10 protein-coding genes and 1 tRNA gene are annotated in these 15,538 nt (G+C 66.7%); 6 read left to right on the top strand and 5 right to left on the bottom strand.

Annotated elements, in window-relative coordinates; all coding sequences use genetic code 11:
* The first annotated feature begins 2 nt into the window (after positions 1–2).
* From JDV75_RS01030 to JDV75_RS01005, 6 genes are all read left to right on the top strand, one after another.
* Entirely contained in the window at positions 3–3,353 is a 3,351-nt protein-coding gene (locus JDV75_RS01030; RefSeq protein WP_232958045.1) for a DEAD/DEAH box helicase, read from the top strand.
* The gene (locus JDV75_RS01025; RefSeq protein WP_198737399.1) at positions 3,350–4,192 is read left to right on the top strand and encodes an SWIM zinc finger family protein; all 843 of its coding nucleotides are present in this window, start codon (positions 3,350–3,352) and stop codon (positions 4,190–4,192) included. The genes JDV75_RS01030 and JDV75_RS01025 overlap by 4 nt, the downstream gene beginning before the upstream one ends.
* Positions 4,189–5,364: a metallophosphoesterase family protein gene (locus tag JDV75_RS01020; protein ID WP_198737398.1), complete on the top strand. Its 1,176-nt coding sequence runs from the start codon at positions 4,189–4,191 to the stop codon at positions 5,362–5,364. Before JDV75_RS01025 ends, JDV75_RS01020 begins: the two co-directional genes overlap by 4 nt.
* A 1-nt stretch (position 5,365) precedes the next feature.
* Positions 5,366–7,996 (top strand): AAA family ATPase, encoded by a 2,631-nt coding sequence (locus tag JDV75_RS01015; protein WP_198737397.1) that lies wholly within the window; start codon positions 5,366–5,368, stop codon positions 7,994–7,996.
* A gap of 213 nt (positions 7,997–8,209) precedes the next feature.
* Complete coding sequence (locus JDV75_RS01010) at positions 8,210–8,743, top strand: MarR family winged helix-turn-helix transcriptional regulator (RefSeq protein ID WP_198737396.1); 534 nt, start codon at positions 8,210–8,212, stop codon at positions 8,741–8,743.
* A 187-nt stretch (positions 8,744–8,930) separates the two neighbouring features.
* Positions 8,931–9,173 carry a PspC domain-containing protein gene (locus tag JDV75_RS01005; protein ID WP_198737395.1) on the top strand — a complete coding sequence of 81 codons (243 nt, stop codon included), beginning with the start codon at positions 8,931–8,933 and terminating at the stop codon, positions 9,171–9,173.
* A gap of 145 nt (positions 9,174–9,318) precedes the next feature.
* On the opposite strand, the gene JDV75_RS01000 is transcribed toward JDV75_RS01005, so the two are convergent.
* The 5 genes from JDV75_RS01000 to JDV75_RS00980 all read right to left on the bottom strand — a co-directional run bounded on the left by JDV75_RS01000 (position 9,319) and on the right by JDV75_RS00980 (position 14,940).
* Positions 9,319–9,394: transfer RNA gene (locus JDV75_RS01000), tRNA-Arg, on the bottom strand.
* Positions 9,395–9,771: 377 nt separating this feature from the next.
* A complete protein-coding gene (locus JDV75_RS00995) occupies positions 9,772–10,443 on the bottom strand; it encodes a LutC/YkgG family protein (protein WP_198737394.1) in 672 nt (223 codons plus the stop codon).
* Complete coding sequence (locus JDV75_RS00990; protein ID WP_198737393.1) at positions 10,443–11,999, bottom strand: LUD domain-containing protein; 1,557 nt, start codon at positions 11,997–11,999, stop codon at positions 10,443–10,445. The genes JDV75_RS00995 and JDV75_RS00990 overlap by 1 nt, the downstream gene beginning before the upstream one ends.
* A complete protein-coding gene (locus JDV75_RS00985) occupies positions 11,996–12,781 on the bottom strand; it encodes a (Fe-S)-binding protein (protein ID WP_198737392.1) in 786 nt (261 codons plus the stop codon). Before JDV75_RS00985 ends, JDV75_RS00990 begins: the two co-directional genes overlap by 4 nt.
* Positions 12,782–13,251: 470 nt before the next feature.
* A complete protein-coding gene (locus tag JDV75_RS00980) occupies positions 13,252–14,940 on the bottom strand; it encodes an L-lactate permease (protein WP_198737391.1) in 1,689 nt (562 codons plus the stop codon).
* Between the last annotated feature and the right edge of the window lie 598 nt (positions 14,941–15,538).

Raw genomic sequence — 15,538 nt, 5'->3', positions numbered from 1 at the left:
GCATGACGTCGACGCCCACCCACCTGGTCCACGGGCTGTGGTGTCGGGAGACGGGCTTTCATCTGTGGATCGAACAGGTGGAGGGGCATCGGGTGGTCGGGCCGGATTCCGTGCCCAACGGCACGCTCCCCGTGGTACTGGAGGTGGCGCTCGCGGGCCGGCCGTTCAGGCACAGGATTCCCGTCGTCCTCCAGACCCCGAAGCAGCGTCGGGTGAGTCTCACCGTCCCCACGGCGGCGTTCACTCCGGCTCAGGCGGTCGAGTTGCTGGCACAGCTGGCGCCCCTCGACCAACCCGGGCCCGCGGTACCGCAGCTGCAGCGCGCGGCCGTCGCCCCCGACCTGCTCTGGTTGATCCGGTTGTATCTGGGTCTGGAGCGGTTCGTCCGTGCCGGGCGGGTGTCACTGCGGTGTCGTTGGGATGACGGCCAGTGGTGGCCCGAATGGCAGTTGATCATGGGCACCGACGAGGCCATGTGGTTGACCGCCATGGCCGCCGCCGCACCGAGGATCCTGACTGTCAACGCCTCGGCCGCGGTAGCCGAAGAGGTGGCGGGCGTGCTCCCGCACTGGATCGCCCTCGCGTATCTCGCCGATGTCGATCTCGCGACCCCCGACCGCGAACCTCACCCCTTCGTCCGTGCCCTGCTCGCCGGCGAGGCCTTTCATCGGGGTAACGCCCGTCTGGTCGCTGGGCTGACGGAATGGCGTGGTTCCCTGGACAGTGAGCAGGTGGAGCTGGTCTTTGTCGTGGAGGAGCCCGCAACCGCGGACCGGGATCAGGGAGATACCTCCCCGTCGGCCGCGGGGGCGGATCGGGTCATCGAATTGTCGCGGGAGCCGGCGGCCAGGCGGACCGTCACCGCTCTCCGCGGTCTCGCCGACACCACGGACCGCCCACCCGCCGGGGACGAACCGGTCGGTGAACTCTGGCGTGTCGGGGTCCGCGTGCGCAAGGACGGCGGGACACCGGAACCGTTCCGGCGGGGGATCTGGCCCGTCGAGATCTGGCAGAAACTGAGTGCCCGGCACCAGCGGGCCGTCCGGATCAGTGGACTCCTCGATGATTCCCGGTTCGGGATCACGCTCCGGGGCGACGCCGCCGGGGAAGACGACGGAGACTGGGACGTCGCACTCACGGGTGCCCAGATCCTCACCTTCATCGAGAAGGACGCTGAGGCACTGCGGAAGGAGGGGTTCCTCGTCATGCTGCCCGCCTCGTGGTCCCGCCAGGAGGTCGGGCTGAAGGTCTCCACCTCCTCTCCCCAGGATCCGGGGGTGGTGGGAAGCACGCACAGGCGGTTCGGCCTCGACCAGATCGTCGAGTACGACTGGCGCCTGAGTCTGGGCGACACGGTTCTCGAGCCAGAGGAGATGGCCGAGCTGGTCAACTCCCGCGACGGATTGATCAAGCTCCGCGGAAACTGGGTCGTCGCCGACGGCAGGAGTGTCGCGCGGGTGGCGAAGTACGTCAGTCAACTGGTCCGGGCCGGCGAGGGACACCTGCGCGAGGAGGTCGAACGCCGCCGTGAGGCGCTGGCCACCGCGAAGATGTCCGGGACCGGGGACATCCCGGAGCTCGAGAAGGCACTGGCGGAAGCCGAGCGGGCCTACTCCGAGGAAACCGGCACCTCGGGTGTGCTCTCCGCGGCGGAACTACGGAAACTCGCCCTGGAGAACTCCACCGAGGACGACACACCCGTGGAGTTCACCGCGACCGGGTGGCACGCCCGGCTCATGGGGGATACCGCAGGCACCGGAGACGGTGACCCGGAGTCCACCGTACCTGAACAACCCGCGCCCGTCCGTGTCGCGGTGCCGGACACCGTCCACGCGGAGCTCCGCCCGTACCAGCGGCGGGGTGTGGATTGGCTCCACTGGATGTCGCGGGCCGGGCTCGGTGCGGTCCTCGCCGATGACATGGGACTGGGGAAGACCCTCCAGCTGCTGACCCTCACCGCCGTGGAGAAGGCCGAGACGGAGCACGGGCGTGGCGGAGAGTTCGGTCCCACCCTCATCGTCGCCCCGAACGCGGTACTGGCCAACTGGGCCGCGGAGGCCCGGCGTTTCGTCCCGTCCCTGAGGGTCATCATCCACCACGGTGGCTCGCGGTTGAAGGGAGATGCGTTCAGCGCAGCGGTGGAAGGTGCCGATATCGTCATCACCAGCTACGGAACCGCGACCCGCGACCGGGTGGTGCTCAGCGGTATCGGCTGGTGGCGGGTGGTGTTGGATGAGGCCCAGCACATCAAGAACTCCGCAACGGGCGCGTCCAGGGCGGTCCGGGCGATCCCCTCGCGGCACCGCGTCGCGCTGACCGGAACTCCGGTGGAGAACCGGCTGTCCGAACTGCGTTCGATCATGGACTACTGCAACCCCGGCGTGCTCGGCAGCGCGAACTTCTTCCGAAACCACTACGCGAACGCCATCGAGAAGTACGGCGACGAGGAGATGTCCGAACGACTCAGGACGTTCACCGCCCCATTCATCCTGCGTCGGGTCAAAACCGACCCGGCTGTCATCGATGATCTCCCGGAGAAGAACGAGACCATCCTCCGTGTGCCCATGACCGCCGAGCAGGCGGCGCTGTACCAGAGCTACGTCAACAACGTGAAGGAGAAGCTGGCCGGTACCGAAGCCACCGCACGCCGGGGTCTCGTCCTCGCGGCGATCACCAGGACCAAGCAGATCTGCAACCACCCCGCCCACTATCTGGGGGACGGCTCACCGGTCTCACTCCGGGGGAGACACAGGTCCGGCAAGGTCGCGGCACTCATGGATCTGCTCGACGAGACGACCGCGGCGGGGGAGAGGACCATCGTATTCACCCAGTACCGGGCCTTCGGAACCATCCTCGCCCCCTATCTGTCGTCCCGCCTCGACCGGGAGATCCCGTTCCTCCACGGTGGACTGTCGCGGACCAGACGGGACCGGATGGTCGCCGATTTCCAGTCTCCCGACGGGCCACCGGTGATGATCGTCTCGCTCAAGGCGGGTGGGACGGGGCTCAACCTCACCGCCGCCAACGTCGTGGTGCACATGGACCGGTGGTGGAATCCCGCCGTCGAGAATCAGGCGACCGACCGGGCCTACCGGATCGGGCAGCTGAAGGACGTCCGCGTCTACATGATGGTCACCGAGGGCACGATCGAGGAGTCGATCCAGGAGGTCCTCGAGGGCAAACGACGTCTCGCCGGCACGGTCATCAGCGGAGGAGAGGGATGGATCACCGAACTGTCCGACGATGAGCTGGCGGAACTGTTCAGCTACCGGGACCGGGTCGGCGCGAGGGGTTCCCGGGCCGCCGATCCACCGACCGGCCCGGTCACGCTGAAGGAGGAGACGGAACGATGAGCCGAACCGACAAGCCCCGCAGAGGACACGTGACGGCGGCCGACAACGTCATCTACGCCAATTTCGGACGCACCACCCGGGTCACGGAGACTCCCCGCCCCGGAACCGCGCGGAAGAAGACTGCCCCCGTGAGTCCCGTCGCGCGGAGACTCGGTGAGGGGGTCGCCGAGCTGGCCGAGGAGGGGCGACGGAAGCGCGGCCGCGCCTACGCCGACAACGGGAACGTGCTCTCGGTGGTGGTCGACCGTGACCGCATCACCGGCACGGTCGCCGGAAGCCAGAACGAACCGTTCACCGTCACCGTGGGGCTCGGGTACAGGGGGGCCGAGGACCTGCAGAAGGCGATAAAGGTCCTTGCCGGTGACCCCCGCGGCATAGACGCCGTCCGCCGCGGCAGCATCCCCGACGAGGTACTCGACGTGCTGCTCTGCGCGGACGCCGGGGAGCTGCGCCTCCACTGCACCTGTCCGGACCCGACCCCGGTGTGCAAGCACTCCGTCGCGGTCGCCCGTATCGCATCGGAGAAGCTCGATGCCGGCCCGCACCTCCTCTACGCTCTGCGCGGCGTCGACCCGGTGTCCGTGCAGCGGAGCATGAGCGGGGCGGTGGCCGAGCGCGGAGAAACCGCGACGGTGAGTTCGGAGGAGTTCTGGGAGGGCGGGCAGTTGCCGCCGCTCCCTGACCCGGCGGTGGCTCCGCTCGTCGACGCCACCGACCCCGACAAGCTCGCGGACGCGCTGTTCACGGTCTCCTACACCAGGATCGAGGCCCGTGCCGGGGTCACCGACATCACCGAGCTCTACCACCACCTCACCCGCGGAACCCGGAGCAGTACATGACGACGATCACCTTTCTCCACACCTCCGACTGGCAGCTCGGGATGGAACGCTGGTTCCTTCCCCCCGAGGCACAGGCGCGTTTCGATCAGGCACGCATCGACGCCATCAGGACCCTGGACGCCCTGGCGGTCAGCCACAGATGCTCGTTCATGCTCGTCGCCGGAGACGTCTTCGAGCACAACAGCCTCGCGGAACACACCACCGGGCGTGCGCTCGAGGCTCTGGCGTCGCTGCGGACACCGGTGTGGCTCCTGCCCGGCAACCACGATCCGTTGACCGCGACGAACCCGTTCTACGGGGCGTGCACGATCCCCGGTGTGAGTGTCCTGGCCGACGACACACCGGTCGAGGTCGCGCCCGGAGTCGAACTCGTCGGCGCGCCGCTCACCGCCCGATACGCGAGCGAAGATCTCGCCGCACGGGCACTCGACGACCTGGACCCCACACCCGGGATACGCATCCTGGCCGCGCACGGGCAGGTGCTGCACCGGGGAGGGGAGCGGGCTCCGGGGCTGCTGGACCTCAGGACCCTGGAGGACGCGGTGTCCCGACGGGTGGTCGATTACGTCGCCCTCGGGGACACCCACTCGGCCCAACCCGTCGGTGGGACAGGGAGAATCTGGTTCTCCGGCGCCCCGGAGGTCACCGACTACCACGATCTCGACTCCGTCGGGGGCGGGGAGGACAACTCGGGGACCGCGCTCGTGGTCACCGTGACCGTCGATGACGACGAACCCGAATCCCCGGCGGCCGTCACGGTCGAGCAGGTGGATACCGGTACCTGGACCTTCGAGGCGATTGGCGCGGAGATCAACTCCGACGAGGATGTCGATGCCTTCATCGCCCGGCTCGAGAACTACCCGGAGAAGGCCCGGACCGTGGTCAAATACGCGTTGCGGGGGTCTGTAGACCTGAACACGTGGCACCGGCTCGAAACGGAACTCACCCGCCTGCAGCCCCGGTTCGCCTCCCTCCGGGAACGTCCCAGGCTGATGGATCTGTCGGTACTGCCGGGGGACGCGGAACTCCGGGAGCTCCAGCTATCCGGCTACGCCGCCGGCGCGTGGAACGAGCTGCTCGATGCCGCTCTCGGCACCGACACCAGGCCAGCCGACCCCGTCGCCAGAGACGCGCTCCGGCTGTTCCACCGATTCGCCGAGAAGGGGAACTGACATGCGTATCCACTCGATCATCCTCGACAACGTCCGCGGGATCGGTCACCTGGAGCTCGGCGATCTTCCAGAGACCGGACTCATCGTCATCAGCGGTGACAACGAGCAGGGGAAGTCGACCATTCTCGAGTCCGTGCGAACGGTGCTCACCGTCCCGCATTCCAGCAACCGCAGGGAGATCCGGTCCCTGCAGCCCGTCGGGGAGGACGTCGCGCCCCGCATCGAACTCACCGCGACGGTCGGGCCCTACTCATTCACGGTCACCAAGACCTATCTCCGCCAGAAGTCCGCCGTGCTCACCGTGCGGAAACCCCGGCCGGAGAATCTGACCGGACGGGAGGCCGAGGACCGGCTGAGCGCGATCCTCGACGAGCACCTCGACACCGCCCTCATGGACGTGCTCTTCGTCAGGCAGGGTGAACTGGATGCCGCAGTCTCGACAGCCGGTGTTCCGTCGCTCGCCAGGGCACTCGGCGGCTCCGGCGAATCGGGATCCGACGCCGACACGGCGGGGGAGGGGGAACAACTACTGCGTCGGGTGGAGCAGGAGTACGAGCGCTACTACACCACCACCCGTGGGACGGAGACGGGGGAACTCAAGGCCGCGCGGAACGCCGCGGACGCCGCCGCCGAGGAGCTCGAGGACGCCACCGGGGACGTCGACAGGCTGGCCCGCTACGTGGAGGAGGTCCGGCGTCGGTCGGAGGAGGAGGCGGCGGCCAGGGGGCGTCGTCCCGACGCCGTGAAGGAACGCGCGGAACTCCGCGAAGCCGCGGAGCGGGCGGAACGGGCGGAGGCCCGGGTGAAGGCGGCGGAGAACTCCCTCACCGCGGCCTCGGCGACCCTCGAGGCGTCGCTGGCCAACCTGCGTCGCCGGAGGGAACTCAGGTCCCAGGTGTCCACCATGAAGGAGGAGCTCGCCGCCCTCACCGATGCGCGCACCGAACTCGCGGAGGCCGCAGCACGGGAGCAGGACCGGATCGACGGGCTGCGGGCGGAACTCCGGAGCGCCGAGGAGGAACTCGAGGAAGCCACGGCGGTGGTGGGCGCCGGTGAGCGCCGGCACCGGGAGGTGCGCGCCGCTCTACGCCGGACGGAACTGGAGGGTGTCCTCCGGGAACTGGAGGTCTTCGACGGGCGCATGTCGGAGCTTCGGGCGCAGTTGGCGGAGAACGTGGTCACCGAGGAGGAGGTCACCGCCGCGGAGAACGCGGAACTCGAGCTCAGGCTCGCCCGCAGCAGAAGGGACTCGGCCTCCGCTGAGATCTCCCTGACGGCGGAGGAACCGACCCCCGTCACCGTTGACGGCGTCACCGTCACCCTGGACGGTGACGGGCGTTCCTACGATGTGACCGAGACGATGACGTTCACGGCATCGGGGGTGACAGCGGTCATCACTCCGGGCGCAGGGATCGAGGGAGCAAACGCGGACGTCAGCGCGGCGGAACAATCACTCGCGGAGATCCTCCTGGCCCTGGAATGTCCGAATGTCGACACGGCCAGGAAAAGGCTCGCGGAGCATCAGACGAGGCAGCGGGAGCTTGAGACCCTCCGGAGGGAGCGACAGGCCACTCTCGCGGGGAGGGATGAGCACGAGATGAGACACGAGTTGGCCGCACTCGGCGATCCCGGGGACCGGACCGGGACAGAGCAGCCCGATCCCGGGGAAGCGGAGGACGCCCTCGAGGAGGCGAAGGCCTCCAGGCTGGAGGTGGAGAACCGCGTCGCACTGCTCAGGACCCGGTTGTCCGCTCAATCGGAACGACGGGCGAAGGGGGCCCTGGCCGTCCACGACGCGAGGATCGAGTCCTCCCGCGCCGGGCTCACCCGGGCGGAGGAGGCCCTCGGTGGAGCGACTCCGGGCACACCGGAACCGACTGAAGAGGATCTGGAGGAGCTCATCGCGAAACAGACGGAGGTGAGGGATGCGGCCGCCGGCGAGCTCGAGGCCGCGGAGTCGGAGCTGCAGGCGGTGAATCCCGGGCTCGTCGAGAAACTGCTCCGGGGTGCTGAAGCGCAGGTGCGGTCGATCGATGAGACGATCCGGCAGGCGGAACGCGCGGTCGCTGAGAACAGGGGGCGGATCGAGCAGGCAACGGGCGCCGAAGAGCGCCTGGAGAAGGCCACGTCGGCTGAACGCCGGGCCCGCGAGACACTTTCATCGACCCTCCGTCGCGCGGATGCCGCCGGGAGACTGCGGGAGGTGCTTCTCCGTCACCGGGCCGAGGCGCGCCGCCGGTACGCGGAGCCGTTCGCCCGACGACTCACGACGATGGCGGCGACCGTGTTCGGCCCCGACGTGAGTTTCGGGTTGACGGAGGACCTCGCGGTCGCGGACCGTACCCTCGGACAGTCGACCGTCGACGTCGACTCTCTGTCGGGAGGTGCACGGGAACAGATCGGGATTCTCGTCCGGCTGTCCATCGCCGAACTCGTCGGACAGGATGACGGGGTTCCCGTCTTCATCGACGATGCGCTGGGGAGCACGGACAGCGGGCGCCTCCGCCGCATGGCGGCGGTCCTCGCGGACGCCGGAAAGGAGGGGCAGGTGTTCGTCCTCACCTGCGTGCCGGCCCGGTACGACCACGTCCCGGGGCGCAGACACCTGACCATGTCGCAGCTGCGGGGATGACCGTCCCCCGGGCTCCGACGGCACCGTACGGGGTGTAGGGTTATGTACCTTGAGTTTCTTGACGGGGTTGAATGGGGGTGGTCGGGTCGCCTCTCCCGTATCCGGCGTCGGGTGTGTACCAGCGTGTAGCCCCACCGGGTGGAGGTGTCGCAGCGGCCGGGCCGTTCCTTTCCGGGATTTCGAACCTGGCATGACGCCCGATACAGTGATCGTATGAAAAGGGATCCCCAATCGGCCCCACGCTGGCTCTCGCATGAGGAGCAAGCGTTCTGGCGGCTGCTCCTCGCCACCGTGCGCAAGGTGAGCAGGTGCATCGAGGAGACACTGGTCGCCGATCACGGTCTGTCGACGTCAGAGTTTGCGGTCCTCGTCAGTCTCTCCGAGAACCCCGGGCACCAGATGCGGCTCCGGGATCTCTGCGTCGACCTCGACTGGGACCGGTCACGTGCGTCCCACCAGATCACCCGGATGCAGCGGCGCGGCCTCGTGACCAAGACGCGGTGCCCGGGCGACGCTCGGGGAGTGCTCGTGGAGATCACCCCGGAGGGGACCGAACGGCTCGTCGCCGCGGTACCCGAGCACGTCGAATCGGTCCGGCGGCTCATCTTCGACGGCCTGGACCCCGCCGACATCCCCCACCTGACCCGGCTGCTCGAGACCATGCTCGCGGTCGATGATGTTCCGGGTGCGAAGGGGGTCGACCCCGAGAAGCACGCTTTTCCCGCCGCAGACGACGAACCCGCGTAGCCGGAGTCTTCCGGACGCCCGCCGGGCACCTGAAATCCCCCGGGCGGACCGGGGAGCTGTCCGGGGCGAAGATCGGGGGAAGATCGGGGATATCCCTGATGCCGGTCACGCCCGAAGCCCGGAGAATTGGGTGTGTAGGGGAGATAACCGACCAACCCGTCCCCTGCAGGAGAGAAAGGCGTGACCCATGGAATACGAGAACCCTGCCAACGACCGACACAACGAGGCCGATACTCCACTCCTCCAACGGAGACTGCGTCGCAGTGGGACCGACAAACTGGTTGCCGGAGTCCTCGGCGGAGTAGGGGAGACCTACGGTATGAACAGCACCCTGCTGCGCATCCTGTTCGTGGCGTCGTTCCTGCTCCCCGGCCCCCAGATGCTGTTCTACTTCGTTATGTGGTTCATCATGCCCGGTCCGGACGCCTGAATCCGGGCGGCCCCCGGACGGCGGGTCCACGGGAGGCGATCTCCCGGCCCCGACTCCGAACCGACCGGGAGGTCGGCCGAACCGACGCCGGGCAAACAGTAAAAAGGAGCTTCACCGCCAGCGCGGTGAAGCTCCTTTACTTCGGTGGTGCCCCCGACACGAATCGAACGTGCGACCTTTGGTACCGGAAACCAATGCTCTATCCCCTGAGCTACGGAGGCGTGTCAACGCGGTCCTCGGCGGGCCGGTGAACCGGTCTCGGTGACTGCGCAACGTGGATAACTTTAGCACCAGGAGGGGGTCGGTCACCAATTGCTCCCCCATCCACCGGTGTCTGCGCCGCAGCGGGGTTACCACGGGTACGGCACACCCTGTACGGAAGTTGTCGCTCGCGACCCGTGGGACGAGCGGACACCCCGGTGTCCGCCACGGGATCAGGTTCGACGGTCTCTCCGGGAGTGGGGGCGATCGCGGTGCGCCGGGGCACGGAACGGACGTGGGCCGTTGACGGGCCGGGGTGATGCCTGCGGAGAGTGACAGATACCGGGTACCCCGTCGGGGCACCCGGTATCAGACCGTCGCAGTTCCGGTCGAACGCTCAGTCGACGATCACGACGATCAGCGTGCGGGGGCCGTGAACCCCCTCAACGCGACTGAGTTCGATGTCCGAGGTCGCGGACGGGCCGGAGATCATCGTGATCGGCTGGCGGCGATCCAGGCGCTCGATCATCGCGGGGATTCCGTAGACGACGCTGTCGCGGCGCACGATGCAGATGTGGCAGTCCGGGACGAGGGTCAGGGCACGGCGTCCGCATTCGGGGCCGGTTTCCAGGCAGATCGTGCCGGTCTGCGCCGAGGTGACCCTGCTGTCGGTGACGACCACGTCGACCTCGTTGAGAAGCCGGGGGTCGGTGTCCCAGTCGTCGGGCCCGGCGTCACCGTCGAAACCCGAGAACAGTTCGGCGTCGAGGCCTTCGGCGTAGCGGACCGTGTGCGCGCCCCGATCCCTGAGGATCGAGGTGATCGTGTCGCCGACCTTGTCCGGTATGCTCTCCTCGACGATGGCCTTGTAATCGAGGAGCCGGTCGATCAGGATCTCCTTGATCTCGGGCCAGTCCATGTCGGGTTCGAAGTTGTACTCGCGGGGGACCTCCACCGGGCCGGGGGCGGTGTTCGCGAGTTTGTGGGCGTTCCTGATCCGCTTCAGGATCTCCTTTTTCGCGGCCGCATTCGTCGAGCGATCCAACGCGCTGCGGGTATCGGTGGACATCAGTTCTCCTCCCCGTTCTCGTCGCCGGAGGCGGCGTGCTCGGAGCCGGGTATGCCGGTGCGCCGCGCTTCGGCGAGTAGCTCCCGGGCCTCATCGGTGTCGAACCACTGACGGAACGACTTCTTGGGTGGTACGCATGTGTCGCGGACGTCGGTCCAGCCGGCGAGGAAGCTCGGCAGGTGGGTGATCCGTCCGTCGAAGCCGCCGAGGATCCGGCCGAGGAACACCAGGTGGGTCGCGGCGTTCCAGATGTGTCGGTTTCCGAAGGCGAGTCCCATGGCACCCATGATGACGCCCTCGATCTTCGGCTTGTGCCCCTCGATCTTCTGGTGCCGCAGCTCCAGCAGCGCGGAGGGGATGTCGATCTTCACCGGGCAGGCCTCGTAGCAGGCGCCGCACAGTGAGGAGGCGTAGGGCAGGGAGGCATTCGGGTCGTCGGAGGAGTCGATACCGGTCAGCTGCGGGGTCAGGATCGCGCCGATCGGGCCCGGGTACGTCGAGCCGTAGGCGTGACCGCCGGCGCGCTCGTAGACGGGACAGACGTTGAGGCAGGCCGAGCAGCGGATGCACTTGAGGGCCTCGCGGCCGATCTCGTTGGCCAGTGCGGCGGTCCGACCGTTGTCGATGAGCACGATGTGATAGTTCTGCGGTCCATCACCTTCGGTGACGCCCGACCACAGCGAGGTGTAGGGGTTCATCCGCTCGCCGGTGGAGGACCGGGGGAGCAGCTGCAGGAACACCTCGAAGTCACGGAAGGTCGGCAGGAGCTTCTCGATGCCCATGACGCTGATGAGGGTCTCGGGCAGTGTGAGGCACATCCGGCCGTTGCCCTCGGACTCGACGATGGCGACGGTGCCGGTCTCCGCGACACCGAAGTTCGCCCCGGAGATGGCGACCTTGGCGCGCATGAACTGTTCCCGGAGGAAAAGTCGCGACGCCTCGGCTAGTTCGGCGGGTTCCGTGGACAGGGTCTCGTCGGTGGTGGGCATCTCCCGGACGAAGATGTCTCTGATCTCGGCGCGGTTCCGGTGGATCGCCGGAACGAGGATGTGGCTCGGGGTGTCGTGTCCGAGCTGCACGATCAGCTCGGCGAGGTCGGTCTCCCGTGCGGAGATCCCCGCTTCGCGGAGCTGGTCGTTCAGGCCGATCTCCATGGTCGCCATGGACTTGATCTTGACGACGTTGGTTTCGCCGGTCTGCTTGACCAGCTCGGTGACGATGGCACCGGCCTCGTTGGCGTCCCGTGCCCAGTGCACGTGTCCGCCGCGGGCGGTCACCGTCTGTTCGAACTGTTCGAGCAGTTCCGGCATGCGTGCCATGACATCGCGTTTGATGTGCGAGCCCGCTTCTCGGAGTCGCTCCCAGTCGTCGATCTCGGTGATGACCTGCATCCGCTTGTCGCGGATGGTGTGGGTCGCCTTGTGCAGGTTGCGGCGCTGGGTGGCGTTGTCGAGTTCGGTCTCCGCAGCCTTGGTGAAGCTCTGGGTGCCGCGGAGGTGTCCGACTCCCTTCGGGGCGCGGGGCGGCATCTTCGGGGTTCCGAGGAGCGTGGTCACAGCATGGCCTCCTTCGAGTAGATCGCGGAGTCGGGCTGCCACGGATGCTGCTTCGTGGACGCGAGAATCTCCGCCATGTGGAGGGCCCGCACTCCCGACTGCTGCCGGGAGAGTGACCCACCGATGTTCATCAGGCAGGAGGCGTCGCCGGCGGTGACGTACTCTGCCCGGGTGTCGCGGATGTTGCGTACCTTGTCGGCGACCATCGCCGCCGAGGTGTGGGCGTTCTTCACGGAGAATGTGCCGCCGAAGCCGCAGCATTCGTCCGCGTGGGGCAATTCGACGAGGTCGATTCCCTCGACGTTGCGGAGCAGCCGGAGCGGACGGTCACCGACCTTGAGGAAGCGGAGCGAGTGGCAGGTCGAGTGGTAGGTGACCCGGTGGGGGAAGAATGCCCCGAGTTGATCGACTCCGGCGACGTCGATGAGGAATTCCGAGAGATCGTAGGTCTTGTCGGCGGTCTTCTGGGCGGCGTCCGCCAACCCCTTCTTGCCGTATCGCTTGGCGACGTGCACGTGCTGCTCCCGGACGGCGCCCGTGCAGGAACCTGAGGGGGCGACGACGCAGTCGATGGACGGGTCGGAGAAGGCGTCGACGTAGTTCTCGATCTGTGGAACCGCTTCACGCTGGTAGCCGGTGTTGACGTGCATCTGGCCGCAGCAGGTCTGCTCCGGGGGGAATACGACCTCGTGCCCGAGGCGTGAGATGACCACAGCGGTGGCCTTGACCGCGTCCGGGAACATCGCGTCCCCGATGCAGGTTGAGAAGAGAGCGACACGCATGGGTGCTCCTCGCTGTTGTTGGGCTGTTTAATTAAGTGAAGCCTTGCCTAAACCGTCGTGGGTGAATGTGGCGGCAGGACTGATAGTTTCCACGATACTCCTTCCGGTGGTTTCGGGTCGGCTGAAACCGGTGTGCCCCGCGGTTCCACCGCGTTACGCGGTTGGAGCGCCCTCCGCCGATAACTTCGCAGGTCGCAACCATTATTTCGGGCATTTGCACGCACCCGTTTCTGCTGTGATTCCGCTGTTTCGCCGTTTGGCATTGTCCATATTCGCAGCAAAACGGATATTCCTGCCGACCTGTATCTCCGAATCCATTTAGCCGACTATTTGTCCGAAGGGATCAGAGGAAACCGGATCGAACCAATTTCGGGTACTTTTATGCGTAAAGACACCGCTGCCCCGATACGCACGGTCCCGTGGGAGGGGAGTGGCGTAGCGGGGCATCGGGATGTGGCTGTCGGGGGTGGCTATCCGACAGTCGCGACGAGGAAGCTCAGGACGTTCGTCTGCAGGAACACCAGGCAGCAGACGGCGAAGAGCATGATGATGGACCAGGGCACGACCGCCTTGAAGATGTCGGATTCCTTGGGGCTGTCGGCCTCGTTGCCGTCGATGGACACCGCGGTTGCGGCGATGGCCAGCGACTGCGGGGAGATCATCTTTCCGACGACTCCGCCCGTGGTATTTGCCGCGAGCATCAGGTCGGGGTTGTAGCCTGCACCTTCCGCCGCTGTGACCTGCATCTTTCCGAACAAGGCATTCGCGGAGGTGTCGGAGCCGGTGACGGCGGTGCCGACCCATCCCAGTGTCGGTGCGAGGAAGCCGTAGACGGCGCCGAGGGAGGCGACGAACTGGCCGATCGCGACGGTCTGCCCGGAGAAGTTCATCACGTACGCGAGTGCCAGGACCGCGGCGATGGTGAGTGCTGCCCACCGCATCTTCACCATGCAGTGCGCCATCGCGGAGAACGCGCCGGCGAAGGTGATGCGGTACCTGCCGCCCTCGTTGAAGATCGAGTAGAGCAGCGTGACCACGAGCCCGGAGATCAACAGCAGTGTGCCCGGGTTCGACAGCCAGGCGAAGGTGTAAGCGGACTTCACCGGGGTACCCTCCGCGGTGAGCAGTCGGTCGGACAACAGGGGCCAGTCGAATGTGACGGATGCGGCGTTCAACGCATCGGGAATCGTCTTCCCGAGGTTGGCGATTCCGAAGATCACCGTGACGACGGCGTAGGGCATGAGCGCCATCCAGATGCGGCGGGCGGGCAGTTCCTCGGTGGCCTTGATCTCGCCGACCCCGAGTCGCTTACGCATGGCAGGCACGCCGCGCGGGGACCAGAAGCGCAGGAATGCGACGGCGACACCGAGGGAGAAGATGCAGGCGACGACGTCGGTGAGCTGGTAGGCGAAGAAGTTCGAGGTGGCCCACTGGGCGATTCCGAAGGAGAAACCGATGACGACGGCGGGGACCCATGCGTCGCGTATTCCCTTGATCCCGTCCAGGATGAACAGGAGGATGATCGGGACGAAGAACGCCAGGAAGGGAGCTTGGTGGCCGACGATCGCGGCGATGTTCTCCGTCTGCTCCGTGGTCCTCCCAGCGACGGCGCCGGCGGTGGTGATCGGAATGGCCACGGCACCGAATGCGACCGGGGCGGTGTTCGCGAGGAGGACGACGACAGCGGCCTTCAGGGGCTTCACGCCGAGCGCGAGGATCATCGTGGCGGTGATCGCCACGGGGGCACCGAATCCGGCCAGCGCCTCGAGGAGACCACCGAAACAGAAGGCGATCAGGATCGCCTGGATGCGGATGTCCCCCGCTCCCAGGCGGTCGAATGTTCTGCGCAGATCCTCGAAGCGGCCTGACACGACCGTCACCTCGTAGAACCAGAGAGCCATGACGATGACCCAAACGATCGGGAAGAGTCCGAACACACCACCACGGAAAGCCGAGGCCACCGCCAGGATGGCAGGCATCTTGAAGCCCACGACCGCGACGATCAGGGATGCCAGCAGTGCGACGAGTGCGGCGGTGTGCGCCCTTGCCTTGACGAAGATCAGCATCGCGAAGAATGTCAGGAGCGGGATGGTGGCGACGGCAGCCGAGAGTCCCAGGCTTCCGCCCACCGCATTGGTGAGAATTGTGAAATCCCTCATGGGACCTCCTTGTGATTCGTGGTGTGTCCGTGGCGGATCGGACTGTGCCGAATCGATCAAGTCTGTGGTGCAGACACAAGCCACGGTGAGTCTCTATGAATCCTAAGGGGGTATTCGGGCCGATTTTGGGGAATCGTGCAGAAAGATGATGTGATTCGGAAGTCAGTGCCGGGTGGAATGTCTGTGAAGGGGGTTGGTGTGGGCGTCATCCGCGGTATCCGTGCACTGAGGTGACTGGTTTTACCCGTAGTCAGTTTTAGCTTTGTCTTAAGGAGGATCTGTGACACTACCCACCCCCGGGGGTGAGTAGTGTCAGTGGGTGGAGCGGTCGTTCTCGTTCCTGGCTGGCTCTGCGGAGAGGTTTCATCCACCCGGGCGTGGCTGTCGTCTGGGGTCAATGGGCGAAGGATGCCGAGCTCCCTGTGTGAGGTGTCCGGGCGGGATTCGGCCCGGTGTGCGGTCCTGGCCTGATTCTCACTGTAGGGTGACTGCGGGGGTGGTTGTCATGTTCGAATACTGAACCTGTCTGGTGGAATGGATCCGAATGGAGATGCATTAACCCCCTTTGAGGGGTATCCGGGCGGGCGGTCCCTTCAGT

It is taken from the genome of Corynebacterium meridianum, assembly GCF_016342265.1.
GTDB lineage: Bacteria > Actinomycetota > Actinomycetes > Mycobacteriales > Mycobacteriaceae > Corynebacterium > Corynebacterium meridianum.
The sequence above is the reverse complement of the archived record's forward strand: the minus strand, read 5'-3'. Positions and strand labels throughout refer to the sequence as shown.